The 26,455-nt window shown below is 31.3% G+C and carries 25 protein-coding genes and 1 tRNA gene; all 26 read left to right on the top strand.

The annotated features are described in order from the left end of the window. The first annotated feature begins 69 nt into the window (after nucleotides 1-69). Nucleotides 70-1,296 (top strand): Glu/Leu/Phe/Val dehydrogenase dimerization domain-containing protein, encoded by a 1,227-nt coding sequence (locus tag MED152_RS05745; RefSeq protein ID WP_015480919.1) that lies wholly within the window; start codon nucleotides 70-72, stop codon nucleotides 1,294-1,296. A 13-nt stretch (nucleotides 1,297-1,309) separates the two neighbouring features. Further along, nucleotides 1,310-2,713 carry a sodium:proton antiporter NhaD gene (gene nhaD / locus MED152_RS05740; protein ID WP_015480918.1) on the top strand — a complete coding sequence of 468 codons (1,404 nt, stop codon included), beginning with the start codon at nucleotides 1,310-1,312 and terminating at the stop codon, nucleotides 2,711-2,713. A 137-nt stretch (nucleotides 2,714-2,850) separates the two neighbouring features. Continuing rightward, nucleotides 2,851-3,540, top strand: a complete 690-nt coding sequence (locus MED152_RS05735) for a MotA/TolQ/ExbB proton channel family protein (protein WP_015480917.1) — start codon at nucleotides 2,851-2,853, stop codon at nucleotides 3,538-3,540. Between the two features lie 12 nt (nucleotides 3,541-3,552). After that, nucleotides 3,553-3,945, top strand: coding sequence for a biopolymer transporter ExbD (locus tag MED152_RS05730; protein ID WP_015480916.1), 393 nt, complete (start codon nucleotides 3,553-3,555; stop codon nucleotides 3,943-3,945). 84 nt (nucleotides 3,946-4,029) lie between these two features. Next, on the top strand, nucleotides 4,030-4,857 hold the full coding sequence (locus tag MED152_RS05725; RefSeq protein ID WP_015480915.1) for a hypothetical protein: 828 nt from the start codon (nucleotides 4,030-4,032) through the stop codon (nucleotides 4,855-4,857). A gap of 192 nt (nucleotides 4,858-5,049) precedes the next feature. Then, the gene (locus tag MED152_RS05720; protein WP_015480914.1) at nucleotides 5,050-5,475 is read left to right on the top strand and encodes an adenylyltransferase/cytidyltransferase family protein; all 426 of its coding nucleotides are present in this window, start codon (nucleotides 5,050-5,052) and stop codon (nucleotides 5,473-5,475) included. Between the two features lie 17 nt (nucleotides 5,476-5,492). Then, nucleotides 5,493-5,924 (top strand): adenylyltransferase/cytidyltransferase family protein, encoded by a 432-nt coding sequence (locus MED152_RS05715; protein ID WP_015480913.1) that lies wholly within the window; start codon nucleotides 5,493-5,495, stop codon nucleotides 5,922-5,924. A 13-nt stretch (nucleotides 5,925-5,937) separates the two neighbouring features. After that, nucleotides 5,938-7,146, top strand: coding sequence for a folylpolyglutamate synthase/dihydrofolate synthase family protein (locus MED152_RS05710; RefSeq protein ID WP_015480912.1), 1,209 nt, complete (start codon nucleotides 5,938-5,940; stop codon nucleotides 7,144-7,146). A 59-nt stretch (nucleotides 7,147-7,205) separates the two neighbouring features. Further along, nucleotides 7,206-7,280 (top strand) — tRNA-Val (locus MED152_RS05705). Between the two features lie 1,976 nt (nucleotides 7,281-9,256). Next, on the top strand, nucleotides 9,257-9,634 hold the full coding sequence (locus MED152_RS05700; protein WP_015480911.1) for an HU family DNA-binding protein: 378 nt from the start codon (nucleotides 9,257-9,259) through the stop codon (nucleotides 9,632-9,634). 414 nt (nucleotides 9,635-10,048) lie between these two features. Next, nucleotides 10,049-11,332: a nucleotide sugar dehydrogenase gene (locus tag MED152_RS05695; RefSeq protein WP_015480910.1), complete on the top strand. Its 1,284-nt coding sequence runs from the start codon at nucleotides 10,049-10,051 to the stop codon at nucleotides 11,330-11,332. Further along, nucleotides 11,332-12,261, top strand: coding sequence for a Gfo/Idh/MocA family protein (locus MED152_RS05690; RefSeq protein WP_015480909.1), 930 nt, complete (start codon nucleotides 11,332-11,334; stop codon nucleotides 12,259-12,261). The genes MED152_RS05695 and MED152_RS05690 overlap by 1 nt, the downstream gene beginning before the upstream one ends. 206 nt (nucleotides 12,262-12,467) lie before the next feature. Next, nucleotides 12,468-13,790 (top strand): UDP-glucose/GDP-mannose dehydrogenase family protein, encoded by a 1,323-nt coding sequence (locus tag MED152_RS05685; protein ID WP_015480908.1) that lies wholly within the window; start codon nucleotides 12,468-12,470, stop codon nucleotides 13,788-13,790. A 2-nt stretch (nucleotides 13,791-13,792) separates the two neighbouring features. Further along, nucleotides 13,793-14,746: a GDP-L-fucose synthase gene (locus MED152_RS05680; protein ID WP_015480907.1), complete on the top strand. Its 954-nt coding sequence runs from the start codon at nucleotides 13,793-13,795 to the stop codon at nucleotides 14,744-14,746. A 51-nt stretch (nucleotides 14,747-14,797) separates the two neighbouring features. Then, nucleotides 14,798-15,151 (top strand): four helix bundle protein, encoded by a 354-nt coding sequence (locus MED152_RS05675; RefSeq protein WP_015480906.1) that lies wholly within the window; start codon nucleotides 14,798-14,800, stop codon nucleotides 15,149-15,151. Nucleotides 15,152-15,226: 75 nt separating this feature from the next. Next, nucleotides 15,227-16,390, top strand: a complete 1,164-nt coding sequence (gene gmd, locus MED152_RS05670) for a GDP-mannose 4,6-dehydratase (RefSeq protein ID WP_041383894.1) — start codon at nucleotides 15,227-15,229, stop codon at nucleotides 16,388-16,390. A 57-nt stretch (nucleotides 16,391-16,447) separates the two neighbouring features. Next, nucleotides 16,448-17,650, top strand: a complete 1,203-nt coding sequence (locus MED152_RS05665) for a polysaccharide biosynthesis protein (RefSeq protein ID WP_041383408.1) — start codon at nucleotides 16,448-16,450, stop codon at nucleotides 17,648-17,650. Beyond that, entirely contained in the window at nucleotides 17,650-18,786 is a 1,137-nt protein-coding gene (locus MED152_RS05660) for a LegC family aminotransferase (RefSeq protein ID WP_015480903.1), read from the top strand. Before MED152_RS05665 ends, MED152_RS05660 begins: the two co-directional genes overlap by 1 nt. Nucleotide 18,787: 1 nt before the next feature. After that, a complete protein-coding gene (locus MED152_RS05655) occupies nucleotides 18,788-19,690 on the top strand; it encodes a methionyl-tRNA formyltransferase (RefSeq protein ID WP_015480902.1) in 903 nt (300 codons plus the stop codon). Next, the gene (neuB, locus tag MED152_RS05650; protein WP_015480901.1) at nucleotides 19,687-20,712 is read left to right on the top strand and encodes an N-acetylneuraminate synthase; all 1,026 of its coding nucleotides are present in this window, start codon (nucleotides 19,687-19,689) and stop codon (nucleotides 20,710-20,712) included. Before MED152_RS05655 ends, neuB begins: the two co-directional genes overlap by 4 nt. Further along, the gene (gene neuC / locus MED152_RS05645; protein ID WP_238559165.1) at nucleotides 20,694-21,818 is read left to right on the top strand and encodes a UDP-N-acetylglucosamine 2-epimerase; all 1,125 of its coding nucleotides are present in this window, start codon (nucleotides 20,694-20,696) and stop codon (nucleotides 21,816-21,818) included. Before neuB ends, neuC begins: the two co-directional genes overlap by 19 nt. Further along, nucleotides 21,805-22,851 (top strand): nucleotidyltransferase family protein, encoded by a 1,047-nt coding sequence (locus MED152_RS05640; protein WP_015480899.1) that lies wholly within the window; start codon nucleotides 21,805-21,807, stop codon nucleotides 22,849-22,851. The genes neuC and MED152_RS05640 overlap by 14 nt, the downstream gene beginning before the upstream one ends. Before the next feature lies 1 nt (nucleotide 22,852). After that, entirely contained in the window at nucleotides 22,853-23,575 is a 723-nt protein-coding gene (locus tag MED152_RS05635) for an acylneuraminate cytidylyltransferase family protein (RefSeq protein ID WP_015480898.1), read from the top strand. Further along, on the top strand, nucleotides 23,572-24,480 hold the full coding sequence (locus MED152_RS05630) for a Gfo/Idh/MocA family protein (protein ID WP_015480897.1): 909 nt from the start codon (nucleotides 23,572-23,574) through the stop codon (nucleotides 24,478-24,480). Before MED152_RS05635 ends, MED152_RS05630 begins: the two co-directional genes overlap by 4 nt. Next, nucleotides 24,465-25,214 carry an SDR family oxidoreductase gene (locus MED152_RS05625; protein ID WP_015480896.1) on the top strand — a complete coding sequence of 250 codons (750 nt, stop codon included), beginning with the start codon at nucleotides 24,465-24,467 and terminating at the stop codon, nucleotides 25,212-25,214. The genes MED152_RS05630 and MED152_RS05625 overlap by 16 nt, the downstream gene beginning before the upstream one ends. Nucleotides 25,215-25,278: 64 nt before the next feature. Then, nucleotides 25,279-26,454 (top strand): O-antigen polymerase, encoded by a 1,176-nt coding sequence (locus tag MED152_RS05620; protein ID WP_238559164.1) that lies wholly within the window; start codon nucleotides 25,279-25,281, stop codon nucleotides 26,452-26,454. Nucleotide 26,455: the final 1 nt, after the last annotated feature.

The following is a 26,455-nucleotide window of genomic DNA, read 5'->3' as shown; positions in this document are numbered from 1 at the left end:
GCCACTTTTATTTCGTTAAAAATTGCATAGAAAAACACAGAAGTTGATATAAATCATAACAAATTAAACATGAAAGAATTATTAAAAAAATACGAGAATAAAGAACCAGAAATTATCTTTAATTGGAAAGATTCTGAAACTGAAGCAGAAGGTTGGACAGTAATAAACTCACTTAGAGGAGGTGCAGCTGGTGGAGGTACAAGAATGCGTAAAGGTTTAGATATGAATGAGGTACTATCTTTGGCAAAAACCATGGAAGTTAAATTCACAGTTTCTGGTCCTGCAATTGGTGGTGCTAAATCTGGTATTAATTTCGATCCTTTAGATATTAGAAAAAAAGGTGTTTTAGAACGCTGGTATAAAGCTGTAGCTCCTTTGTTAAAAAGTTATTATGGTACAGGAGGAGATTTAAATGTAGATGAAATTCATGAAGTAATACCTATTACTGAAGAAAGTGGAGTTTGGCATCCTCAGGAAGGCGTTTTTAATGGCCATTTTAAACCTACAGAAGCAGATAAAATTAATAGAATTGGTCAGTTAAGATTAGGTGTTATTAAGGTGATTGAAAGCGAAAGTTTATCACCAGACATTAGCAAAAAGTACACAGTTGCAGATATGATTACTGGTTTTGGTGTCGCAGAAGCTGTACGTCATTACTATGATATTTATGGTGGTTCTGTAAAAGGCAAAAGAGCAGTAGTACAAGGTTTTGGGAATGTTGGTTCTGCAGCAGCTTATTATTTGGCTGAAATGGGTGCCAAGGTTGTTGGAATTATAGATAGAGATGGAGGAGTAATCAATGAAGATGGTTTTTCTTTTGAAGAAATTAAAAACTATTTCCTAAACAAAGATGGTAACACACTTGTGGCAGATAACATGATTCCATTTCATGAAATTAACGAAAAAATTTGGAGCTTACCTTGTGAAATCTTTGCACCATGTGCAGCCTCAAGATTAATCAAGCAAGAGCAAATCAACCAAATGATTGAAACAGGTTTAGAGGTAGTTTCTTGTGGTGCTAATGTACCATTTGCAGATAAAGAAATTTTCTTTGGTTCAATCATGGAGAATACAGACAAACAAGTAAGTTTAATTCCAGATTTTATTAGTAATTGTGGAATGGCTAGAGTGTTTGCCTATTTTATGGAAAGAAGAGTAGAAATGACAGACGAAGCTATTTTTAATGATACTTCAGAAACCATTAAAAGAGCTTTAGAAAAAACATTTGAAAAAAGCCCTTATAAAACAAAAATTAGTGAAACAGCGTTTGAAATTGCGCTAGAACAATTGATATAAATTAAATAAATATATGGAATCAATAATTATAATAGTATTTGTATTAGGTTACTTAGCCATTACATTAGAGCATAACATTAAGTTAGATAAACTTATACCAGCCTTAGTAATGATGGCTGTTTGTTGGGCAATTGTTGCACTTGGGGTAGATAGTTTCTCTAATTGGTTTGACTCAAGCAATCATGCTTTGGTAGATAATTTTGCCTCTTTAGTGCATGATGATAAAATGCATTTGGTAGAAGAAACCTTATTACATCATTTAGGTAAAACTGCAGAGATTTTAGTTTTCCTTTTAGGTGCAATGACTATTGTAGAGATTATTGATTATTTTGATGGATTTTCTACCATTAAAAACTATGTAAACTTTAAGAGTAAAAAGAAGTTATTGTGGATGTTTTCTGTGTTAGCTTTTATCTTATCAGCAATTATAGATAACCTTACAGCAACAATTGTATTAATTTCAATTTTACAGAAAATTGTAAAAACAAGAGAAGACAGAATTTGGTTTGCAGGTTTAATTATTATTGCAGCCAATGCAGGTGGGGCTTTTTCTCCTATTGGAGATGTAACCACAACCATGCTTTGGATTGGCGATAAAGTAAGTACAGGAATGTTATTTATTTACCTTTTCTTACCATCATTATTATGTATGGTAGTGCCTTCTTTTATTGCATCAATGTTACCAGCATTTAAGGGTGATATCGATTTTGATCCTAATGAGGTTGATAAACCAAAAAGTAAGTATAGTGGACGTATGTTACTAATTGGGTTAGGAGCAATCGTTTTTGTACCTGTATTTAAAACAGTTACTCACTTACCACCTTATGTAGGTATGATGTTGTCTTTAGGTATTGTTGCTACTTGTGCAGAAATATACAGTAGAAGAAAATTCTCATTATCTAGTGTAGAAGGTGAGCAAGCAGATGAGCATGATGAGCATGCAGCACATAGTCCTGTACATTCGTCATTATCTAAAATAGAAATGCCAAGTATTTTATTTTTCTTAGGTATTTTAATGGCAGTTGCAGCTTTAGAATCGTTAGGAATTCTATTCAATTTTGCAGATAGTTTAAAAACTAGTGTACCTTTAATGGGTACAGAATTAGAAGGTACTCAAGTATCAGATTTAGTAGTAATTTTATTAGGTGTTGGTTCTGCAGTGATTGATAATGTACCTCTAGTAGCAGCAAGTTTAGGTATGTTTTCAGAACCTTTAGATAATCCTTTATGGCATTTTATTGCATTTTCTGCAGGTACAGGAGGTAGTATGTTAATTATTGGTTCTGCAGCAGGTGTAGTTGCAATGGGTATGGAAAAGATTGATTTCTTTTGGTACTTAAAGAAAATATCTTGGTTAGCTTTAGTAGGCTTTCTAGTAGGTTCTGTATCTTTTATTATTTTAAGAATGTTTGTATAAACAACAGATAAGTATATAAAAATGTCATTTTGAATTTCAGAATGGCATTTTTTTTGTGTTTTTAATTTGTAAACCCTTTTTGAAACAATTTTACAATAGGATAGTCGTTAGTAATATAGAATTAAAATTTAAGAAGAATGATATCATTTTTTCAAGAGAATGCAGCAATAATAGAAGATTCAGTTTCAGAAGAAAAAACCTTGTCTATCTATAAACTTATTATGGATGGTGGTTTAGGAGGTCAAATTATAATAGCCATTTTATTTGTGCTTTTGGCAGTGGCTTTGTACATCTATTTTGAACGTATTTTTGCAATAAAAGCAGCTTCTAAAGTAGATAAAAACTTCATGAATCAAATTAAAGATTACGTTTCTAATGGCAAATTAGAATCTGCTAATGCTTTATGTAACAGTAAAAATACACCAACAGCAAGATTAATATCAAAAGGAATTTCTAGAATTGGTAAACCCTTAGAGGATATAAATACAGCCATAGAAACTACTGGTAAATTAGAAATTTACGAATTAGAAAAAAATGTTTCAGTCTTGGCAACAGTTGCTGGTGCAGCACCAATGATTGGTTTTCTAGGTACTGTAATTGGTATGATTGTAGCCATTCATGAAATTGCAAATGCAGGTGGACAAATAGATATAAAAATGTTGTCTGATGGTTTATACACAGCAATGACTACTACAGTTGCTGGTTTAATTGTAGGTATTATTGCATACATAACATATAATCATTTAGTAGTTAGAACCAATAAAGTGGTGTATCAAATGGAAGCGAAATCTGTTGAGTTTCTAGATCTTTTAAATGAACCTGTTTAAGATGAACTTTGTATGAATTTAAGAGGAAGAAATAAAGTAGACCCATCATTCAATATGTCATCAATGACAGATATTGTTTTTCTGCTGTTGATATTTTTTATGTTAACATCAACTTTAGTCACTGTTAGTGCCATTGATGTATTATTGCCAAAAGCAGGTGGTAAAACAGAGAATAGTAAGTCAGTAGCAGTTTCTATTACCAATAACTCACAATTCTATATTGATAAAACAAAGGTTTCATCAGCTAATTTAGAGAATGAAATATTGAAAAGTGTGGGTTCAGATAAAAAGAAAACCATTGTTATTAGGGGTGATAAAGATGTACCTTATAAAAATGTAATGCAAGTGATAGACATTGCTAACAAGAATAAATTAAAAATGATTCTAGCTGTAAAAGGAAAGTGATCTTTAGGTCAAGCTGAATTTAGTTTAGCTTATCATCGTTTTATGCTCATTTCTGAGAAAGTAAGAATCTATATGTAACAAATAATGCAAATATTAAATACCAATCATAAACGAAAATCTGCAATCATCACATCAATACTATTGGTGTTATTTGTTTTTGCAATTTTTAATTACGGAATGACGTATTTAGATCCTCCAGAAGAATATGGTTTAGCCATTAATTTTGGAGATGCTGAAGTTGGTAAAGGAGAGCCAGATCAAGAAACTAAAAAAGAGCCAACACCTAAAGCAGTTGAAAAAGAAGAGGTTGTTGAAGAGGTAAAGGAAACTCCTGAGGAAATTGTCAAAGAAGATATTATTACAGACGATACTGCTAAAGATATACCTGTTGTAGAAAAAACAAAAGAAGTAATAAAAGAGCCTGTAGAGAAAATTGAAAAGAAAGAGAAAGTTATACCAAAACCCAAACCTAAACCATCAAAAGAAACTACAGATGCATTAAATAGTTTGTTGAATGGTGCTACCTCAGATGGCCAGCAAAAAGGTGAAGGAGATGATACTAAAGATGGTGTGAAAGGCACAAAGAATGGCGATAAAAATTCAAAAAACTATTATGGAAATACCAATGCAGGTTCAGGAGGCAATTACAATTTAGCAGGAAGAACGGCCTTGAAAAAACCTAAAAAACAACCTGAATGTCAAGAAGAAGGTATTGTAGTTGTGGAAATTATAGTAGATAGAAACGGAAAAGTGATTAAGGCTACACCTGGGTTTAAGGGCTCTACGAATACAAATCCTTGTCTTTTAAAGCCTGCAAAAGAAGCAGCATTACAAACCACATGGAATGTAGATAAAAATGCACCTGCAACTCAAGCAGGTACAATTATTTACAAGTTTTCGTTAACTAAATAAACCTAATTTTATATCTTTAGCCTACAATTGGTTATCAGTTGTTTTTTTACAATGAACAATAGATATCGTTTATTTGTCGAAATTTAGGTGGAGAAAAGCTTTAAATTTAGATTTTTGTGAACTATTAATTTGTAATTGAATCGTTTATAATCTGTTTAGAAAGGATTTAATTTTACTCAAAACTTAAAAAAAATGAAGAAAAAAGCAATTATCGTTTCTGGTTATTTTAATCCAATTCACAAAGGTCATTTAGAATATTTTAACAATGCTAAAGCATTGGCAGATGAGTTGTTTGTTATCGTAAATAGCGATTTGCAAAGAGGTTTAAAGGGTTCTAAAGAATTTCAAAAAGAAGATGAACGTTTGTTTATTGTACAGAATATTAAGGCTGTAGATAAAGCAATTATTTCTATTGATAAAGACAGAACTGTGTGTGAATCAATTCGTTCTTTACAAGAAAAGTATGGAGATGACTATCAATTAGGTTTTGCAAACGGAGGAGATCAAGACAATAATTCTATTCCAGAAGCTCCAATTTGTAATGAATTAGGAATACAACTTATTGATGGTTTGGGAGATAAAATACAATCTTCTTCTTGGTTGTTAGGAAAAAAATAAATTTAGAAAAATCAATTATGAAAATAGGAATAACTTTTAGTGCCTTCGATTTATTACATGCAGGGCATATCACGATGCTAGAGGATGCAAAACGCCAGTGCGATTATTTAATTTGTGGGTTACAAACAGATCCAACTTTAGATCGTCCTGAAAAAAACATGCCAGTACAATCTGTAGTAGAACGTTACATTCAATTAAAAGGATGTAGGTTTGTAGATGAGATTGTACCCTATGCTACAGAGCAAGATTTAGAAGATGTATTACGCTCTTTTAAGGTTGATGTAAGAATTATTGGTGAAGAATATGCCAGTAAGCAATTTACGGGTAGAAAATACTGCGAAGAAAAAGGAATAGAATTATATTTTAATAAAAGAGAACACCGTTTTTCAAGCAGTGGACTTAGAAAGGAAGTACAGGAGAAAGAAAATTTAAAAGGTAAAGAGAAATAAACTAGCTCGTTTAATGACCTACCAACAAACCTTAGATTGGATGTTTGCACAACTTCCAATGTATCAAAAGGAGGGAAAAACTGCTTTCAAAAAAGACCTAACGAATATCGTTGCTTTTTCTAAGGTTTTAGAACATCCAGAAAAAAAGTTTAAAAGCATCCATGTTGGTGGGACTAATGGTAAAGGCTCTACATCTCACATGTTGGCTTCTGTTTTGCAAGAGGCAGGCTATAAGGTAGGTTTGTATACGTCACCGCATTTAAAAAGTTTTACAGAACGCATTCGAATTAATGGTGATGAGATTCCGAAAGAAAAGGTAACCTCATTTATTGCAAAACATCAAACGTTTTTAAAAGAACAACAGCTTTCCTTTTTTGAAATGACAGTTGGTTTGGCTTTCGATTATTTTGCTAAAGAGAAAGTAGATGTTACTATTGTCGAAGTGGGTTTAGGTGGTCGATTGGATTCTACAAACATCATCTCTCCAGAAATAGCGGTGATTACGAATATCGGTTTAGATCATGTGCAAATTTTAGGAGATACATTGCCAAAAATTGCATCAGAAAAAGCCGGAATTATCAAACCAAAGATACCATTGGTTATAGGTGAAAGGCAACCTGAGGTTGAACATGTGTTTCTAGAAAAAGCAAAAGCATTAGATGCCAAAATTCAATTTGCTTCAGATACCAATTATGAATATGCAACAGATTTATTAGGGAAATACCAAAAAGCCAATGTGAAAACGGCTGTTACAGCCATTCATAATTTATACACTTTTAAAGTTTCAGAAAAAGCCATCCAAAAAGGATTATTAAATGTGGTTCAGAACACCAATTTACAAGGAAGGTGGCAGATTTTAAAAGAAGCACCAAAAGTCATTTGTGATACAGCGCATAATAAAGAGGGTTTGCAAACTGTAATGAAGCAACTTCAAAAAGAAACGTACCACAAATTACACATAGTACTTGGTGTAGTTTCTGATAAAGACTTGGATGATATTTTACCCTTATTTCCTACAAATGCAACCTATTATTTTTGTATGCCAAATATTCCAAGAGGTTTATCAGCAGAAGCATTAATGCAAAAGGCGTCAAAATACAATCTTAAAGGTAATTTTTTTGAAAGTGTTCAAATGGCGTATCAAGAAGCATTAACAATTGCTAATCAACAAGATGTCATTTATATTGGTGGTAGTACATTCGTAATTGCAGAAATAATATAAAATAAATTTGAATTTATGTTTGGTAGATTTAAAATCTATGTTATATTTGCAACCGCTTAGGGCAATTAGCTCAGTTGGTTCAGAGCACCTCGTTTACACCGAGGGGGTCGGGGGTTCGAATCCCTCATTGCCCACATCAGATACAATCCTGTCGAGAAATCGACAGGATTTTTTTATTTCATAAAAAATCGCATGCTTGCATAGCGGTTTTGTTGAAATAAAAAAATACGTTGCACGCAGTGCCAAGGATTGTATTTGCAGGAGCGGTTTCAACTAGGGATAATATCTAATCCCTTTATATTTATAAACCTACCTGTCATCTAGACCATGTGGAGAGATCTCAAACTATTGGATCTTATTAATAAAAAAGAGATTTCTCGATTCCGCTTACGCTGTACTCGAAATGACAAGAGGGATTTATGTTTTTAGTTCTAAAGTTAAAATAGTTCCTACCTGTCATCTCGACCTTGTGGAGAGATCTCCATGTCAACCAGTAAAAATTACAGAATCTTCAATTATTAAGTCTTATCAAACATAAAGATTTCTCCATTCCGCTAAAAAAAGCTATAGTCGAAATGACAAATTGAATCATGTTGTTAGTTTACAAATTACATTTAAGAACTAAATGTCATCTCGACCCTGTGGAGAGATCTCTAAGCAAACCAATAAAAACTATAGGATTTCAAATTAAAGTTTAAAAAAAAGAGATTTCTCGGTTCCGCTCACGCTGCACCCGAAACCACAAGTAACTTTGAAAATGACACTTAGAATTATAGATTGCACCAAGCCGACATACTTTTCCTATTTGTAGAAATTCAATTCTTATGAAATGGCAAGCGCCAAAAAAATGCAATGGTCTGGGTGCGTTAATGGAATAATAAGTAGAATTTAAATTGCCAAAGCCAAAATATATTTTGGATGTAGGTAGCTCGCGTAGCGAAAAATAAGTCTAGATTTTTTTGGTTCTTTTTTCAGCGATGGAAAAAAGAACAATATCAAAAATGAGTTCTGAGATTTCTCGGCTCCGCTTACGCTGTACTCGAAATGACAAGGCCTATTTATGGTTTTAGTTCTGTAGGTAAAATATTATCTACCTGTCATCTCGACCTTGTGGAGAGATCTCTATGCAAACCAATAATAATTATAAGATTTCAAATTTAAGTTTTGAAAAAAAGAGATTTCTCGACTCTGCTTACGCTGCACTCGAAATGACAATTTGTATCATGCTTTTAGTTTACAAATTACACTTAAGAACTAAATGTTATCTCGACTTGTGGAGAGATCTAAAAACTAAACGCTGACTAAAAAAAATGAAAACTTTTGAATAATAATCGAACTAAAACCAATCAAAAACACAAAGAAATTTTAAAGATTTGACGAGATTTTCACGAAATATATTTTAGACTTATCAACAATTTCGCTAAAAAAACCAAATATTTTTTAGAGTTATAAATCTTTAGAAGAAATAACCTAATGAGTTTTATATCATCCATAATGATACTAAAATGACATATAAATTTAGGTTTCTGATAGATCATTGAATGGCGAAAACACCTTTTTACCTCAATATTTTGTCTGAATTCGGTGCAATCATTCCATTCAAAAATGATACTAAAATTCAATAATATTACAATGATTTATCGTTATTTTATTGCTGTTCAAAGTTAATTTTTGGTTGTTGAAAACTTTGAAGATTTAAAGTTAAAACACTATTGACTTTTGTTGCAAGAGTTCTAATCTTTACAATGTGTAATGAGATACTTAAAATTTCATAAACATAAAAAAAGCCTTAAAGATGTTGCTTTAAGACTTTTAAAACGGTAACACTTTCGTGTTGTATGTGTTTTATCTTCAGACCATAAAAATACAATACTTCCGAAAGCTTACCAAAAAAATGTTTAATTTTTAAAACAGGCCAACATCCTGTAGGGTAAGCACAATGACTTAAATTTTATTTCAACTCCATTACTATTTAAAAATAGTGGTGTCTTTAACTCAAATTCGTGAGTAAAAGAGTAGTGTTTACTGAGTTTTAAAAAGCGTACGGAAGAGGTGTATTTGCAATAGCCTCATTAAAAAAGTATTGTATTAATTTTTAAATTTTTGAAAAATGATTAAACTTAAATCAATTTCACGTCCGAATCCACAGGACAGAACAACGGAAAATAAATTTTATGCGCAAGCCGTATCTACAGGAACAACAGATCTAGAACGATTGGCCTATTTAGTATCCAATCAAAGTACAGTGAGAGAAGCAGATTGCTATGCTGTTTTACTTTCTTTACTGCACAATATTTCCGACGAACTAAAACAAGGAAAAATTGTAAAATTGGATAAGTTGGGTTCATTTCAGATTGGTGTAAATTCAGAAGGAATTTTAAACGAAGATGAATTGACTGTTGCTGCAGTGAAAAAGGCACATATCAATTTTAGACCAGACAAACGTTTGCGAAATGTATTGTCAAGCGTAAGTTATACGCTGAGCTAGGAAAATAGCCTTGCAGTAAGTGGGTTTTGGTTGTGCAAACATCCAAAACCCATTTTTTTTTGCCTTTGTGTTTTGATAAAAAGTAAGGAAACACCAATCCAAAAGTATGGTAACTTTGGTTAAAATGTATCTTAACTTTTGCCAGATTCTATCAATACTTTTTAAATAAGTATGTTTTACAAATATCTTATTTGTAAAAGAGTTTTAATCCTCATTACTATTTTTTTTTTTTTTTTTTTAAGCTTATTGGGCTCCAATATTACATTTTAAATAGGCAAATGTTCCTTTTGGTTTGCTTCGTTTTAAGACAAAAATGTATTTGTTTCACATTCACGCTTTTTGTTTTCCACTTGAGGGGCTGTATTTGCCCTTCTTTTTCTTATTTTTGTTCCTTAGATTTAGTAGGAATTATTTATGAGTACAACAAAAATTGGTGTGATTGGTTTGGGGTATGTTGGACTACCTCTAGCAAATCTTTTTGCGAAAAAGTATGCGGTGGTGGGTTTTGATATTAAGCCAGATAGAATTCTAGCTCTAAAAGAAGGTGTAGATGCGACTTTGGAAGTAGAGAAAAAAGAACTGGTAAACGTTTTGAAGAAGGTTGATGATCAAGAAAACGGATTGTTTTTTACGGATCAATCATCAGACTTGAAAGGATGTGATTATTATATCATTACTGTTCCTACACCAGTGGATATTAACAATCAAGCGGATTTGACGCCATTGATAAAGGCTAGTGAAACTGTTGGGCAGGTAATGCAGAAAGATGCTATTGTTATCTATGAATCAACCGTGTATCCTGGAGTAACTGAAGATACTTGTGTACCTGTTTTGGCAAAAACCTCTGGTTTAAACTATAACTCAGATTTTTTTGTGGGATATTCTCCAGAGCGTGTAAACCCTGGTGATAAAAACCGGTCGATTGAAAACATTTTAAAAATTACGTCAGCTTCTACTCCTGAAATAGCCAAACAAGTTGATCAATTGTATCAATCAGTTATTGTAGCAGGTACACATTTGGCAACAAGTATTAAAGTTGCGGAGGCTGCAAAAGTAATTGAAAACTCGCAACGAGACATTAATATTGCATTCGTCAATGAATTGGCAAAAATCTTTAGTTTAATGAATATCAATACCCAAGAAGTATTGGTAGCAGCAGGTACGAAATGGAATTTCTTGCCCTTTAAACCAGGACTGGTAGGTGGGCATTGTATTGGTGTAGATCCTTATTATTTGGCACAGAGAGCGCAGCAAATTGGGTATTATCCAGGTATTATTTTAGCCGGTAGAAGAATTAATGATAGTATGGGAGATTATGTGGCCTCCCAAGTGATTAAATTGATGGTTTCACGGAAGGTGCCAATCGAAAACGCTAGTATTTTAGTATTAGGAATTGCATTTAAAGAGAATTGTCCTGATATTCGAAATTCTAAAGTTATCGATGTGGTTTCTGCGCTACAAGAATATGGTACAAGGGTAACCGTATTCGACCCTTGGGCTGATCCAAAAGAGGTGGATCAGGTTTATGGAATTGAAGCAGTGAATCAATTGCCAAATAAGAAATACGATGGTATTGTTTTGGCGGTAGCTCATGATGAGTTTCTAAGCATAAATTTAAAAGAAATAAAAAAAGAACTTTCGGTAGTATATGATGTAAAAGGTATATTACCTAAGGAAATGGTAGATAAAAGTTTATAATGAAGAACTTCGGATTAATTGGAGCTGCAGGGTATATTGCGCCTAGACATCTAAAAGCAATCAAAGACACCAACAACAACTTAGTTTGTGCCTTAGATAAATTTGATTCGGTCGGCGTTATGGATTCATATTTTCCTAATGCGCATTTCTTTGTGGAATTTGAACGCTTTGATCGTCACATAGAAAAATTAAAACGAAATGGGCAGTTTCTAGATTATATCAGCATTTGTACTCCGAATTATTTACATGATGCCCATATTCGTATGGCGTTACGTGCTGGGGCTGACGCGATTTGTGAAAAGCCATTGGTGTTGAATCCTTGGAATATTGATGCCTTGCAAGAAATTGAAATGCAGTATGGGAAACAAATCCATACTATTTTGCAATTGCGTTTGCACCCAAGCATCATTCAGTTAAGAAACAAAATTAAAAATCAGCACTCAAAAACCAAACATGAAGTAGATTTAACCTATATCACTTCTCGTGGCAAATGGTATGATATTTCATGGAAGGGAGCTTTAGAAAAATCGGGAGGAATAGCGACGAATATTGGAGTGCATTTTTTTGACATGCTGTCTTGGATTTTTGGAAAGGTTCAAACTATTGAAACACATCTGCATGAACCCCATAAAGCGGCTGGGTATTTAGAATTTGAAAATGCTAGAGTCCGTTGGTTTCTATCCATAGATGCAAATGATTTACCATTAGACATTAAAGAAAAACAACAACGTACGTTTCGTTCTATTACTGTAGGTGGGCAAGAATTGGAATTTAGTAATGGCTTTACGGATTTACATACGTTGTCTTACCAAGAAATTTTAAAAGGCAATGGATTTGCTATCAATGAAGCCAAATCATCAATTGAAATTATTCACGCCATTCGTAGTCAGGGAGAAACTAATAAATATGATAAGCACCCTTTTTTATGAATTTCGAATTAATTTATGGATTAATTTCATTTTTTTGTAGTAAAAAATTCCGACAATCATAATCCACTAAATTTATCAATTGGTTTTGATAACTTTAAAATAAAACTATCTTTGCTGAAAAAAGAAAAAGAAGCAATCCCTAAGTAAAAACTATTTACATAAAATGTAGTTGGTTTTATCTCTTCTATAAAAAGTAGCTTTTATTTATGAATATAATGGTTATTGGTATAGGTTATGTCGGCTTAGTTTCTGCAACTTGCTTTGCAGAAATGGGTAACAAAGTCACCTGTGTTGATATTAATGAAAATAAAATTCAAAAATTAAATAAGGGCATTATTCCGATTTATGAACCAGGCTTGGAACAGATGGTTTTTAAGAATGTGGAAAATAAGAATTTGTTTTTCACAACAGAACTAGGTAAATCAATTGATGATACAGAGCTTGTATTTATTGCAGTAGGTACACCAATGGATGATGACGGTTCAGCCGACTTACAATACGTCTTAGCAGTAGCTAAATCTATTGGAAAGGCTATGAATAAGCGATTAATAGTCGTTGATAAATCTACGGTTCCTGTTGGTACAGCAGACAAGGTGAGGGCTACCATTCAAACTGAATTGGATAAAAGAGGAGAAAATATAGAGTTTCATGTCGTATCCAATCCTGAGTTTTTAAAAGAAGGAGCGGCTATCGATGATTTTATGAAACCAGATCGCGTCGTAATTGGTGCAGATTCCGATTATGCTTTCGATTTAATGAAACAATTGTATTCACCTTTTTTTAGAACTCACGATCGCTTTATAACTATGGATATTCGTTCGGCGGAAATGACGAAATATGCTGCAAACGCAATGTTAGCAACAAAAATTTCATTTATGAATGAGATTGCGAATATTTGTGAACGGGTAGGCGCAGATGCAAATAAAGTAAGAATTGGCATTGGTTCCGATAAAAGAATAGGGTATAGCTTTATTTATCCTGGTACTGGTTATGGAGGAGCTTGTTTTCCAAAGGATGTAAAAGCATTGAAAACGATGGCCGAAGAGAATGGGTATAAAGCAAATTTAATAGCTTCAGTGGAAAAAGTGAATAACAACCAAAAATTAGTAATTGCTCAAAAAATTATAAATCGTTTTGGTGAAGATTTAAGGGGTTTTACTTTTGGCTTATGGGGATTAGCTTTTAAGCCAGGTACAAATGATATGCGTGAAGCACCATCCATTAATGTGGTTAAGGAATTAATTAAAAGAGGGGCAAAAATAAACGCTTATGATCCGAAAGCTATGGGAGAGGCGAAAGATTTTTTCTTTAAAGGAATTAAGGAAGTATCCTATTACAATTCAAAATATGAGGTGCTACCAAACGCTGATGCCTTAATTCTATTAACAGAGTGGAAAGAATTTCGATCTCCAGATTTTCAAGAAATTAAGCAAAAATTAAATTATTCGGTTATCTTTGATGGCCGTAATCAATACAATGCCTTTAATTTAGAAGAAAGTGGTTTTGAATATTATCAAGTTGGAAAGTAGATATGAATAAAGATTCAAAGATTTATATAGCCGGTCATCGAGGAATGGTAGGTTCAGCTGTCTGGAGAGCCTTAGAAAAAAAAGGGTATACAAATTTAATAGGTAAAACTAGTGGAGAGTTAGATTTAAAAAACCAAGTGGCCGTTTTGGAGTTTCTAAAAGAAGCAAAACCAGAGGCTATTATTGATGCTGCTGCAAGAGTTGGTGGCATTTTGGCGAATAACGATTTTCCGTATCAATTTTTAATGGAGAATCTGCAAATTCAAAATAATTTAATTGATAGTGCGCTTAAATGTGATATCAATAAATTTATATTTTTAGGAAGTTCCTGTATTTATCCCAAGTTGGCTCCACAGCCACTTAAGGAAGAGTATTTGCTAACAGATTCATTAGAGCCAACCAACGAATGGTACGCAATAGCAAAAATAACCGGAGTTAAAGCTTGCCAAGCAATTAGAAAACAGTTCAATAAAGACTTCGTAAGCTTAATGCCAACAAATCTATATGGCTATTTTGATAATTTTGATTTGAAAACATCACATGTTTTACCGGCAATGTTAAGAAAGTTTTATGAAGCTAAAATAAATGGAAATTCAGATGTGACCTTATGGGGCAGTGGAACGCCCATGAGAGAATTTTTATTTGTGGACGATCTAGCAGAAGCAGTAGTATATGCTTTAGAGAATAAGTTGCCTGAATATTTGTATAATGTTGGTTCTGGTAAAGACATTACCATTAAAGAATTGGCAGAAACCATGAAAAGAGTTATAGGTCACGAAGGTAATATTGTATGGGATGTTGAGAAACCAGATGGAACGCCAAGAAAATTAATGGATGTTTCTAAAATGGCAGCTTTAGGTTGGGAGTATTCAACTGAATTGCAAGAAGGAATTGAAAAAACCTATCAATGGTTTTTAGAAAATATTGAAGATATTAAAGAAGTAAAGTTAACGTAGACTTTGACAAAGACAAAGACGAAGACGAAGGAGAAAATAGAGACGTATATATTGAGAGATTTTAGAAAATATGATATTTGGACAGATAGTATGGAGCTTGTTGATGCCATTTATACGTTTGTAGAAGCTTTTCCCAATTCCGAAAAATATGGATTGAGTTCTCAGATAACACGATCTGCGGTTTCAATTCCTTCAAATATTGCAGAAGGAGCATCTAGAAATTCAGAAAAGGATTTTGCAAGGTTTTTGGAAATAGGGTTGGGGTCAGCTTTTGAATTAGAAACACAATTAATCATAGCTGAAAGAAGAAAGTATATATCAGAATCTCATTTAGAGGAAAGTATTATGAAGCTAACTAGTTTGCAGAAAAGAATATACGCACTAAGAAGAAAAATTATAAACTAAAAGACAAAGACAAAGACAAAGACAAATTAGTCTAAGTCAAAGTTTATGTTAATGTCATTTTTTGAAACAAAAAATATGAAAGTAGCATTAATTACAGGAATAACAGGTCAAGACGGGTCTTATTTAGCAGAACTTCTATTGGAAAAAGGATATATGGTTCATGGTATTAAAAGAAGGGCCTCTTTGTTTAATACAGATAGAATAGATCACTTATATCAAGACCCACACGACCCCAATCAAAGATTAAAATTACATTATGGCGATTTAACGGATTCAATGAATTTAACAAGAATTATACAGGAATGTCAACCTGATGAAATTTATAATCTAGGTGCGATGTCTCATGTAAAAGTTTCGTTTGACATGCCAGAATATGTAGGTAATGTCGATGGATTAGGGACACTTAGAATATTAGAAGCAGTTCGACTTTTAGGATTGACTGAAAAAACACGAATTTATCAAGCTTCGACTTCAGAGTTATTTGGAGGTTTACCAGAAAATAAAAATGAAAGAGGGTTTTATGATGAGAATTCTCCCTTGTATCCTCGTTCTCCTTACGGTGTTGCAAAGATTTATGGTTTTTGGATAACAAAAAATTATCGTGAAGCATATGATATGTTTGCGTGTAATGGTTTGTTATTTAATCATGAATCACCTAGAAGAGGGGAGACTTTTGTGACCAGAAAAATTACACGTGCTGTGGCTAAAATTGCTTTAGGATTGCAAGATAAAGTGTTTTTAGGGAATTTAGAAGCAAAACGGGATTGGGGACATGCGAAAGATTATGTTCGCATGATGTGGATGATTTTGCAAGCAGATCAACCAGAAGATTGGGTGATTGCAACTGGAGTTACCACTACAGTAAGAGATTTCGTAAAGATGGCTTTTGCAGAAGTAGGTATGCAACTTGAGTTTAAAGGCGAAGGTGTTGATGAAAAAGGATTTGTCAAAAGTATCGACCAAGAAAAATATGCTACTGTCATTTCGACCAGGGTGGAGAAATCTATGCTACCAAATATTGGTCAAGAGGTGCTTTCCGTGGATCCTTCTTATTTCCGTCCTACTGAAGTAGATTTATTATTAGGAGATCCATCAAAAGCAAAAGAAAAGTTAGGTTGGATACCTGAGTATGATTTAGTAGATTTAGTAAAAGATATGATGCAAAGTGACATAAAATTAATGAAAAAAGATGTTGATTTGTTAAAGGCAGGACATGAGATTTTAAAGCAAGTTGAATAGAAGTTTAGATTTTGAAAAATCATTTATTTAATTTTTAATATAGAAATATAAAAAAAGATGTTAAATATCAATCACTTTATATCTAAGCATGTAACGAACAGGAAAATAAGCATGTTCTTAGAAGATATTAAGCAAAATGAAGCCCAATTAAATAAAGAAATAAAAAACAAGACAGTTCTAGTTATTGGAGGTGCTGGTACTATAGGTAGTTCTTATATTAAAGCATTATTACCTTTTCAACCTAAATCTTTGGTTGTAGTCGATATCAATGAAAATGGATTAACTGAATTAACAAGAGACATAAGAAGTACTAACAAAATTGTTGTACCCGAAGAGTATGTCACTTACCCTATGAGTTATTCGGATAGTGTTTTTTATAAGATGTTTAAAAAAAGAGGTGGCTTTGATATTGTAGCCAATTTTTCTGCTCATAAGCACGTTAGAAGTGAAAAAGATATATTTTCTGTGGAAGCCTTAATAAAAAATAACGTGATGAATGCTAAAGGTCTATTAGATGTATTAGTTTCTTATCCGCCAAAACATTTTTTTTGTGTTTCAACTGACAAGGCTGCAAACCCTGTTAATATAATGGGAGGTAGTAAAAAAATAATGGAGGATATGATAATGACCTATTCTACCAAATATCCTGTTACAACTGCACGTTTTGCAAATGTTGCATTTTCGAATGGGTCTTTACCTCAAGGATTTTTGGAAAGAATATCTAAAAAACAACCAATATCAGCACCGAATGACGTTACACGTTACTTTGTTTCTCCAGAAGAAAGTGGGCAGATTTGTTTAATGGCCTGTATTTTAGGTAATACAGGGGACATTTATTTTCCTAAATTGAGGCAAGAACAAGTGATGACCTTTTCTGAGATGGCAACCAAGTTGTTAGAAGAAAAAGGATATGAATTAGATTATTGTACTTCTGATGAAGAAGCAGTTACAAAGGCTTCGGGTGAATTTAGTCATAAATATCCAGTACATTTTTCAGGAAGTAATACTACAGGAGAAAAACCTTATGAAGAGTTTTTTACTTCATTAGAAAATGTAGATTTGGAAAGACATAGAGCACTAGGTGTTGTGGTGGATTTGCAGCCAAAAGCTATAGAGGATATAGAGGCTTTATTAGAAGCGTTTGATAAAGCTTTTCTTAATAGTGATACAAAAAAATCAGATATTGTTAAAATAATGAAAGACTTTCTAGTTAATTTTGATCATAAAGAATTAGGTAAGTCTTTAGATTCTAAAATGTAATGCATAAAGATTTAATAAAATTTGTGAGAAAGGAATTTAACTCAGAGGAATTTATACCTCTACATATTCCAACTTTTAAAGGAAAAGAAAAAGAGTTTTTAGCAGAATGTATCGATTCTACATTTGTGTCAAGTGTAGGTGCTTATGTTAATCTTTTTGAAGATAATTTAAGTGCTATTACAAAAACAAAAAAAACTATAGCAGTAGTAAATGGAACTTCTGCATTGCAAGTCGGCTTAAGATTAGTTGGCGTTAAAAAAGATGATGAAGTTATAACGCAGGCCTTAACCTTTGTGGCCACAGCTAATGCTATAGCATATAATAATGCCAATCCAATATTCTTAGATGTAGATAGAGATACAATGGGGCTTTCTCCAAAAGCCGTTAAGAATTTTTTAGAGGAATTTGGAGAGTTAAGAGAGGATGGTTGTTATAATAAAAAAACAGGAAGAAGAATAAGTGCTTGTATGCCAATGCATACTTTTGGTTTTCCAGTGCATCTGGACGAACTTTTAAAAGTTTGTCAAGATTGGAGCATACCTATAGTGGAGGATGCTGCAGAATCTTTAGGGAGTGAATATAAAGGTAAACCAACAGGTGGTTTTGGAGAAGTTGGAGGCTTTTCTTTTAACGGAAATAAGATAGTTACCTGTGGAGGCGGAGGTGCTATAGTAACAAACAATATTGATCTAGGTAATAGAGGGAAATTTTTGACTACTACAGCAAAACAGGCTCACCCTTACGAATATGTACATAATGAATTAGGATATAATTTTAGAATGCCTAATTTAAATGCAGCACTTGCATGTGCTCAATTAGAGCAATTAAATGGTTTTATAGATAATAAAAGAGAACTTGCTACAAGATACAAAACCTTTTTTGATAGCAAAGGAATTAACTTTAGAACTGAAAGTGAAGACACAAAAGCAAATTATTGGTTGATGTGTCTTGAGTTAAATAATAAAAATGAAAGGGATTTGTTGTTGAGAGAGACAAATAATTCAGGCGTAATGACTCGACCAATTTGGCAATTAATGTTTAGATTACCAATGTATCAACATTGTCAAATTGATAGCCAAGAAAATGCAAAATTTTTAGAAGAAAGAATAGTTAATATTCCAAGTAGTGTTAGATAAAATGAGTTTAAATAAAATTAAAATAGGATATTTTGCCGATGGACCATGGTCCCATTTGGCATTTGAAAAATTAATCCAAGATAAATCTTTAGATATTAAATTTATTGTACCAAGAACGGATACTAAAGATAATACATTGAAAGATTATTCAATTAAATATAATATTGATTATTTATTTCCAGTAAAAATAAATAGTCCAGAGTTTATTGCTAAAGTTATTGATTATAATTGTGATCTATTAGTTTCAATGAGTTTTAATCAGATTTTTAAAAGGCAAATTATTAGTATACCTAAATTAGGTGTTATTAATTGTCATGCTGGGAAACTTCCTTTTTATAGAGGACGGAATATTCTAAACTGGGCATTAATAAACGACGAGAAGGATTTCGGTATTACGGTTCATTATGTTGATGAAGGTATTGATACTGGAGATATTATTAAACAAAAAAAATTTCCCATTAATGACTCTGATAGCTATAACTCACTACTTAAAATTGCATTTATAGAGTGTGCCAATATTTTGTATGAGGCGATTAAAGAAATACAATTAGGTAATTCCAATAGAATTAAACAAAGCTTTATTCACCCTGTTGGTTTTTATTGCGGAAGAAGAGGCGAAGGAGATGAGATTATTAATTGGAATAAAAATTCCAGAGAATTATTTAATTTTATTAGAGCGATAGATAAGCCAGGACCAATGGCGACAACATTTGTAAAGGGTAATGTGGTAAAAATAAACAAATCTAGAATTGTTAGTGAGGCAATAGATTATATCGGTACAAATGGTCAAATATTAGCAAAAACAAATGATGGCTTTTTTGTCAAAACAAAGGATAATTTTTTAGAAATTTTAGAAATTGAAAGTAATTATAAATTAAGAGTCGGAGATAAACTTGGGATATGAGAAAGAAAGTCTTAATTATTGCGGAAGCAGGAGTAAATCATAATGGAGATATCAAAAAAGCTAAAAAACTTATTGATGTTGCATGTAATGCAGGTGTAGATTATGTGAAATTTCAATCATTTAAAGCGGATAAATTAGTTAGTAAGGAGGCAAAAAAAGCAGAATATCAAAAGAAAAACATCAATGATAATGATGACTCTCAATTTGAAATGTTAAAAAAATTAGAATTATCTGAAAAAAATCATTTAGAGCTACAAAAATACTGTACGCAAAAAGGTGTTCAATTTTTTTCAACTGCATTTGATGTAGAAGGTGTTCATTACTTAGATTCTTTAAATTTTAATATTTTTAAAATACCAAGTGGTGAAATAACAAATTATCCATATTTAAAGGCTATAGCCCAAAAGAAAAAACCTGTTATACTTTCTACAGGTATGTCTAATTTAAATGAAATTGAAACTGCTTTAAAAATTATTACTGAAAACGGAGTTGATAAAAAAAATGTTACTATCCTTCATTGTAATACAGAATATCCTACTCCTATGAAAGATGTTAATTTAAAGGCAATGAATACTATTGGAGAAAAATTAAAAGTTAATGTAGGTTATTCTGATCATACATTAGGTATCGAAGTGCCAATTGCAGCAGTAGCTTTAGGAGCAACTGTTATAGAAAAACATTTTACCCTTGACAGAAATTTACCTGGGCCAGATCATAGAGCTTCATTAGAACCTCTAGAATTAAAACAAATGGTTTCGGCTATTAGAAATATTGAAGAAGCTATTTCTGGAAATGGTATAAAAGAACCAAGTAAGAGTGAAAAAAAGAATATAAGTATCGCTCGAAAGAGTATTCATTTAAAGAAAGGTTTAAAAGAAGGAGAAGTGATAAATGAAGAAGATATTATTTCCTTAAGGCCAGGAGATGGTATTTGCTCAATGAAGTGGAATGAAATTATTGGAAAGAAAGTTTCAAAAGATTTAGAAGGTTTTCATAAGTTAACATGGGAAGATTTATTATGAAAATAGGTGTATTAACAAGTTCTAGAGCAGATTATGGCATTTATCTTCCATTACTTAATAAATTGAAGAATGATTCTTTTTTTCAATTAGAAATTATTGCTTTTGGAACGCATTTATCAAAAAGTCACGGATATACTTTAACAGAAATAGAGAAAAAAGGTTATCATTGTATTCATGCTATTTCATCACTAATCTCAAATGATGATGAGCAATCTATTGCAACATCTTATGGTTTAACTGTTTTAAAATTTGCTGATTTTTGGAAAATAAATAAGTATGATTTAGTTTTTTGTTTAGGTGATCGGTTTGAAATGAGTGCAGCGGTCCAAGCAGGGATACCCTTTGGTGTTAATTTTGCACATATTCATGGAGGCGAAACAACATTAGGTGCGATTGACAATATTTATCGTCATCAAATTACCTTATCTTCTAAATTGCATTTAACAGCTACAGATGTATTTACGAATAAAATAGTTCAATTAAATAATTCTAAAGAGGGTGTATTTACTGTAGGTTCTTTAAGCATTGAAGATATTAAAAATTTTATACCAATTGACAAAAGTATATTTTATAAAAAATTCAATATACCCAATCAAGAGTTTGCCTTAATTACATTTCATCCTGAAACAATAGAATCTAATCATAATATTTTGTTTGCAATAGAAATGAGAAAAGCACTTGCCAAAATTGCGACAAAATTATTCTTGATAATCACAATGCCAAATGCTGATACTATGGGTTCTATTTTTAGAGCAGAAATAGAGATTTTAAAAAATTTATTACCCAAGCAAGTACTGTGTATAGAAAATTTTGGAAAAGAAAATTATTTTTCAGCAATGTTTTATTCTAAAATTATGATAGGCAATACCTCAAGTGGTATTATTGAAGCAGCTTCATTTAATAAATATGTAATAAATGTTGGTAATAGACAAAAAGGAAGGATACAAAATAATAATATATTGAATGCTGCTTTTAATAAAGAAGATATCATAGAAAAAACTTTTATTGCTCTTAATTTAGGAGTTTATTCAGGTAAAAATATTTATTATAAAGAAAGAGCAGCCGATAATATTATAGAAATTTTAAAACGTTATGAGGAATTTTAGAGATCATTTAATTGTTTCAAAATCAACAATTAAGAAGGCATTAATAAAGCTAGACTTTTTGGCCAAAGATGCTATTCTTTTTGTGGTAGATAATCAAGATATATTGATCGGATCTCTTACCGATGGAGATGTGAGAAGAGGATTACTAAAAGGAATATCTATAAATGATTCTGTGAATACAATTATTCAAGCTAATCCAAGATTTATAAAAAAAGGGGATAGGGATATAAAGAAAGTAGTTGAATACCGAGAAGGTAATTTTAGGATTTTACCCGTTTTAGATAAAGATGATAAAGTAGTTAATGTTATCAATTTTAGAGAAACAAGATCTTATTTACCTATTGACGCTGTAATCATGGCAGGAGGGAAAGGAACTCGTCTTCGGCCATTGACAGACAACACACCTAAACCTCTTCTGAAAATAGGAGAAAAACCTATTATGGAGCATAATCTAGATAGACTCTGTCTTTATGGCATTGATGATTATTGGTTCTCTGTAAAGTATTTAGGTGAACAAATTGAAGGGTATTTTGGGAATGGAAAAGATAAGAATATAAATATTCAATATGTATGGGAAGATAATCCTTTGGGAACCATAGGGGCAGTATCAAAAATTAAAAATTTTGAACATGATTATATCTTGTTGACCAATTCAGACATTTTAACCAACTTAGATTATGAACATTTTTTTCTTGATTTTTTAAAACAAGAAGCAGATTTTTCCGTAGTTACTATACCGTACAGGGTTAATGTTCCTTATGCTGTATTAGAAACAAGTGATAGAGAAATTACTAGCTTTAAAGAAAAGCCATCCTATACCTATTATTCGAATGGAGGTATTTATTTAATGAAGAAATCTGTCCTAAAATATTTACCTGAAGAAGTTTTTTATAATGCAACAGACTTAATGGAAAAACTAATAAAAGAAGGTAAAAAAGTAGTTTCTTATCCATTATCAAGTTACTGGTTGGATGTAGGGAAACACGAAGACTTTGAAAAAGCACAAAAAGATATTAATCAAATTAAGTTTTAGAATGAATATATTAATTACTATTTGTGCAAGAGGTGGGTCTAAAGGAATACCTGGTAAGAATATTAAACTTATTGGAGGTAAATTTTTGATTGGTTACAGTATAGATTTAGCTAAAAAAATAAGTTTTGGAAATGAAGTAAATATTGCTTTATCTACTGATGATAGCAAAATAAAGAAGTGTGCAGAATCTTTTGGTTTATATACAAAATATGACAGACCTTCATACCTGGCCACAGATGAGGTAGGGAAAATTGAAACAATTAAACATTTATTGAATTATGAAGAAAATTTAGCGAATTTAAAATATGACTATATTCTTGATTTAGATGTAACCTCCCCATTGAGAAACTTAAAAGATATAGAAGAGGCTTTTAGCCATATTGTTAAAAACAGAAAAGCTTTAAATTTATTTTCAGTTAATAATGCAGCAAGAAGTCCTTATTTTAATATGGTCGAAAAAAAATCAAATGGGTTTTATAGTTTAGTAAAAAAATTAGAAAATAACACCATTTTAACAAGGCAGTCGGCACCAAAAGTGTACGACCTAAACGCCTCTTTCTATTGGTACAGGAGAGAGTTTTTTGACTTAGATATTAAATCTGCTATAACAGAAAAGTCATTAATTTATGAGATGGGTCATACTTGTTTTGATTTAGATCATGAGATTGATTTTTTGTTTATGGATTATTTAATCAATAATAAAAAATTAGATTTTGATTTATGAATATATTAATATTAGGTCTAGGATCAATAGCTTTAAAACATATAGATGCAATTAAAAACTTAAATATTGATTACAATCTTTTTGCTTTAAGATCAAAGCCTAACTCCAATAAAATTGAAGATGTAGTTAATATTTACGATTTACAAAATATAATGGTTGATATTGATTTTGCTATAATTTCTAACCCAACATCTGAGCATGCTAAATCAATAAAATCTTTAATTAACCTTGAAGTCCCACTATTTATAGAAAAACCAGTTTTTGATACTATAGATCACGAAGGTATAATAGACGAAATTAATACAAAGAAAATTAGGACATATATTGGGTGTAATTTAAGATTTTTAGAATGCTTAAATTTCATAAAAGGTTTAATAGAAAACAAAAGAATTAATGAAGTAAATGTATATTGTGGTTCCTACTTGCCAGAATGGAGGCCAAACATTGATTTTAGAAAAAATTATAGTGCAAATAAAGAATTGGGTGGCGGCGTACATATAGATTTAATACACGAAATAGATTACATATATTGGCTATTTTCTCAACCAACTACAGTTAGTAGATTTTTTTCTAATAAATCCTCATTAAATATTAGTGCTTACGATTATGCTAACTACTTGCTAAGATATGATAATTTCACAGTAAATGTACAATTAAATTATTATAGGAGAGATCCTAAAAGAACACTTGAAATTGTCTGTGAAGAAGGAACATATTTTATTGACCTACTTAAAAATTGTGTATTTTTGAATGGTAACGTAATATTTGAATCTAAAAATAAAATAGGTGAAACATTAGTTCACCAAATGAACTTTTTTATAAATGAAGTTGTTCATAATAAGAAAAATGATTTTAATAATATTAATGAAGCTTTTAAAATTTTAAAAATATGCTTGGAGGATTAGAGGAAAAAGTGATTATTGTAACAGGGGCTTGCGGATTAATTGGTGCAAGTTTAGTCAAGTTATTAAACAATTTAAATGTAATTGTAATAGCTGTAGATTTAAGAAAAGGCGATTGTAAAGGTGTAAATTATTATATAAGTGATATCACAAAACCCGAGAATATAGATGATTTACTCAACAAAGTTTTAAAAAAATATAATAAAATTGATGGGTTGGTTAATTTAGCATATCCTAGAACTTCAGACTGGGGGCTAAAGTTTGAAAACATTCCTTTAGACTCTTGGAGAGAAAATGTGGATACTCAAATGAATAGTGTTTTTTACCTTAGCCAGAAAGTATTAGTTACAATGGAAAAACAAACATCTGGATCTATTGTAAATATTGGTTCAATATATGGAGTTGTTGGTAATGACTTCAGTCTTTATGAGGATTATGGAGGAACATCGGCTGCTGCATATTCTGCAATAAAAGGGGGTATTATCAATTTTACAAGATATTTAGCTTCTTATTATGGAAAATATGGTATTCGAGTTAATTGCGTTTCTCCTGGTGGAGTTTTAGATACCAAAAATCAACATTCTTCCTTTATAGAAAAATATTCTAAAAAGTCTCCTTTGGGAAGACTTGCTAATCCAGAAGAGATAGCGCCCTCAATAGTTTTTTTACTTTCCGAAAATGCATCTTTCATAACAGGTCATAATTTAATGGTTGATGGTGGTTGGACTATAATTTAAATACTTTATGACTTATTTGTTTCTTGTATATTTTTTTTTAGTTAGAAATAAAAGTTTATTGTTTTTGTTTTTAATATTATTTATTATTTCAACTTTAATATTAGGTTTTCTAATTAACAAAATACCAGATATAGACAGTTTAACAGATGTTTCTATTTTATTTTTTTCTGCTTTAATTTTAATTTTTCTGATTCATGGATTTAAAAATTATGGTAATTTAAAAACGATTATACCTTATGGCAATTATAATAGTTTCAATAAGCTTACAAAAGTATTGATTTTAGTAGGTCTGTTTGTTACGCTAATTAATATATTTATTACTTTTAAGGCATTCGGAGCTTTATTAAGTGAATCTGTAAATGTACAAAGCTATAAAAATGAAGGTGAAGCGGGAGATTTTTTAATTCAATGGGTTGGAGCTGTTCCTCTATTTATTTCTCGCCTCTTATCTCCTATAGGTTATTATGCATTAGGTCTTCATTTTTATTTTTTAATTATAAGAAATGTAAAAAAAAGTTTTATTTTTTTTATCATTTCTTTAAATATACCTTTATTAGGTTTTCATGGGTTATCTAGATCTGCAGCAATTCAATTCATACTCATGTATATTGCTTTTTTTTTATACAGCTACAGTGCATTAGGTAAAAAAATAAGAAGAAAAATGTTGGTATATACTGCTGTTATTTTTACTACATCGTTTTTATTGTTAAATATTATATCCGAATCCAGATTCAGTAAATATTATTACATACCTTCAAGTAGTCCAATACAAGATCCTGTTTTATACTCAACCTTAGATTATGGTTCCCAATGGAACCTTAACGGATTTGAAGTTCTTAAGAATTATTCTGTGGATAAATTGATGTATGGTAGGTCCACTTTTCCAATTATCTCTTTTTTAGGTAATAGAATTGGTTTAAGCTTTACCTCCTTAGCAGATTTACGTTATAAAAATTTAGGAGATAAATATGATGGCACTTTTAATGGTGTCGTAGCAACTCTATTATATGACTTTGGGTACTTTTTTACATTGATTTTTGCCGTTATTTTTTATAAAATAGTAGCAAAGCGTGGACCCAAAAAAGGAATGGTGAAGTTACATCATTTTGTTTCTTTCGGAGTTTTAATACCTTTGCCTTTAATGTTTTTTACAAACAACGCCTATTCTTATATAGCTTTAAATTTGGCGATTATTTATCTAATAATTATTAATTTTTTAATGAAAATCTCAAAAAACTAAA

Origin of the sequence: Polaribacter sp. MED152 (genome assembly GCF_000152945.2) — a bacterium.
Taxonomy (GTDB): Bacteria; Bacteroidota; Bacteroidia; order Flavobacteriales; family Flavobacteriaceae; genus Polaribacter.
Note: the sequence above shows the minus strand (reverse complement) of the source record. Positions and strands in the feature narration are given on the sequence as shown.

Excerpts from the sequence above, each read along its gene's own strand:
- MED152_RS05745 (WP_015480919.1), top strand. The coding sequence starts at position 70 with ATGAAAGAATTATTAAAAAAATACGAGAATAAAGAACCAGAAATTATC.
- nhaD (WP_015480918.1), top strand. The coding sequence starts at position 1,310 with ATGGAATCAATAATTATAATAGTATTTGTATTAGGTTACTTAGCCATT.
- MED152_RS05735 (WP_015480917.1), top strand. The coding sequence starts at position 2,851 with ATGATATCATTTTTTCAAGAGAATGCAGCAATAATAGAAGATTCAGTT.
- MED152_RS05730 (WP_015480916.1), top strand. The coding sequence starts at position 3,553 with ATGAATTTAAGAGGAAGAAATAAAGTAGACCCATCATTCAATATGTCA.
- MED152_RS05725 (WP_015480915.1), top strand. The coding sequence starts at position 4,030 with ATGCAAATATTAAATACCAATCATAAACGAAAATCTGCAATCATCACA.
- MED152_RS05720 (WP_015480914.1), top strand. The coding sequence starts at position 5,050 with ATGAAGAAAAAAGCAATTATCGTTTCTGGTTATTTTAATCCAATTCAC.
- MED152_RS05715 (WP_015480913.1), top strand. The coding sequence starts at position 5,493 with ATGAAAATAGGAATAACTTTTAGTGCCTTCGATTTATTACATGCAGGG.
- MED152_RS05710 (WP_015480912.1), top strand. The coding sequence starts at position 5,938 with ATGACCTACCAACAAACCTTAGATTGGATGTTTGCACAACTTCCAATG.
- MED152_RS05700 (WP_015480911.1), top strand. The coding sequence starts at position 9,257 with ATGATTAAACTTAAATCAATTTCACGTCCGAATCCACAGGACAGAACA.
- MED152_RS05695 (WP_015480910.1), top strand. The coding sequence starts at position 10,049 with ATGAGTACAACAAAAATTGGTGTGATTGGTTTGGGGTATGTTGGACTA.
- MED152_RS05690 (WP_015480909.1), top strand. The coding sequence starts at position 11,332 with ATGAAGAACTTCGGATTAATTGGAGCTGCAGGGTATATTGCGCCTAGA.
- MED152_RS05685 (WP_015480908.1), top strand. The coding sequence starts at position 12,468 with ATGAATATAATGGTTATTGGTATAGGTTATGTCGGCTTAGTTTCTGCA.
- MED152_RS05680 (WP_015480907.1), top strand. The coding sequence starts at position 13,793 with ATGAATAAAGATTCAAAGATTTATATAGCCGGTCATCGAGGAATGGTA.
- gmd (WP_041383894.1), top strand. The coding sequence starts at position 15,227 with ATGAAAGTAGCATTAATTACAGGAATAACAGGTCAAGACGGGTCTTAT.
- MED152_RS05665 (WP_041383408.1), top strand. The coding sequence starts at position 16,448 with ATGTTAAATATCAATCACTTTATATCTAAGCATGTAACGAACAGGAAA.
- MED152_RS05660 (WP_015480903.1), top strand. The coding sequence starts at position 17,650 with ATGCATAAAGATTTAATAAAATTTGTGAGAAAGGAATTTAACTCAGAG.
- MED152_RS05655 (WP_015480902.1), top strand. The coding sequence starts at position 18,788 with ATGAGTTTAAATAAAATTAAAATAGGATATTTTGCCGATGGACCATGG.
- neuB (WP_015480901.1), top strand. The coding sequence starts at position 19,687 with ATGAGAAAGAAAGTCTTAATTATTGCGGAAGCAGGAGTAAATCATAAT.
- neuC (WP_238559165.1), top strand. The coding sequence starts at position 20,694 with ATGGGAAGATTTATTATGAAAATAGGTGTATTAACAAGTTCTAGAGCA.
- MED152_RS05640 (WP_015480899.1), top strand. The coding sequence starts at position 21,805 with ATGAGGAATTTTAGAGATCATTTAATTGTTTCAAAATCAACAATTAAG.
- MED152_RS05635 (WP_015480898.1), top strand. The coding sequence starts at position 22,853 with ATGAATATATTAATTACTATTTGTGCAAGAGGTGGGTCTAAAGGAATA.
- MED152_RS05630 (WP_015480897.1), top strand. The coding sequence starts at position 23,572 with ATGAATATATTAATATTAGGTCTAGGATCAATAGCTTTAAAACATATA.
- MED152_RS05625 (WP_015480896.1), top strand. The coding sequence starts at position 24,465 with ATGCTTGGAGGATTAGAGGAAAAAGTGATTATTGTAACAGGGGCTTGC.